Below are 1,048 nucleotides of genomic sequence, written 5' to 3'. Positions count from 1 at the left end.
GTAGAAATCGACGCGGCCGTCGCCGTTGCCGTCGACGCCGTAGCGCAGGGCGTTGCCGGGCAGGAACTGGGTGTGGCCGAGCTCGCCATGGGCGGCGCCCTTCTGGTTTGGCGCCAGCATCCCGCGGTCCACCATCTGCAGCGCCGCCAGCGCGTGCGGCGTGAAGAAGGACGAGCGGCGGCAGTCATAGGCCACGGTCGAGATCGACGAGACCACCGGCACGTTGCCCATGGTGCGGCCGAAACCCGTCTCCATGCCGTGGATCGACACGAGGATCCCGGCGGGCACGCCATAGCGCTGCTCGATCGCGGCATAGAACTGCGGGTTGCGCTGGACGCGGCCACGGCCGGTCTTGGCGAACCCGTCGACCGAGCCGAGGCGGATGCGGATGAAGTCGTTGAGGCTGTATTTCACGCCCTTCTGGTTGCGGTCCGCGGCGATGGTCGAGGTCGAGTAGCTGGCGTTCATCAGCGCCTGGATGCCGCGCTGGCCAACCCCGGCGCGCTGCGCCTCGGCTGCAAATTCGCGTTTCCACGCCTCGAAACCGCCGGCGTTGTTGCCGCATGTGGCGGCCTGGGCGCCCCCGGCGAAGGTGATGGCTGTGGCCAGGACGGCGACGGCTTTCAGCAGAAGGCGGGACATGGAATGAACGGTAGCGCGCATATTGCGCCGGTCAAAGAGGAATTGCCGGAGGTGCGTGGCCGGGCGTGCGGCCGGTGCGGGCCGGGCCTGGGGCGGGGGCCGACAAACGGAAAAGGGCGCCCCGCGGGGCGCCCTTCGAAAACCGTCCGATCCGGAAGGGATCAGCAGCTGTAGTACATCTTGAATTCCACCGGGTGCGGCGTGTGCTCGTACGCGATGAGTTCTTCCATCTTGAGCTCGATGTAGCCTTCGATCTGGCTCTTGGTGAACACGTCGCCTGCCAGCAGGAACTCGTGGTCGTTGGCCAGGGCGTCGAGTGCTTCACGCAGCGAGCCGCAGACGGTGGGGATGCCGGCCAGCTCCTCGGGGGGCAGGTCGTACAGGTTCTTGTCCATGGCTTCGCCCG

1 protein-coding gene and 1 pseudogene are annotated in these 1,048 nt (G+C 67.4%); both read right to left on the bottom strand.

What is annotated here, in order from left to right:
• A partial coding sequence (locus tag HC022_RS27350) for a lytic transglycosylase domain-containing protein (RefSeq protein WP_167454467.1) occupies positions 1 to 642 on the bottom strand: 642 nt, incomplete at its 3' end.
• A gap of 161 nt (positions 643 to 803) precedes the next feature.
• A pseudogene (gene glnA, locus HC022_RS27345) lies at positions 804 to 1,048 on the bottom strand (glutamine synthetase); the annotation flags it as partial.

This window comes from Salipiger sp. HF18 (assembly GCF_011806505.1).
In the GTDB taxonomy this organism is placed as follows: domain Bacteria; phylum Pseudomonadota; class Alphaproteobacteria; order Rhodobacterales; family Rhodobacteraceae; genus Salipiger; species Salipiger thiooxidans.
This window is presented reverse-complemented; position numbering and strand designations above follow the sequence as displayed.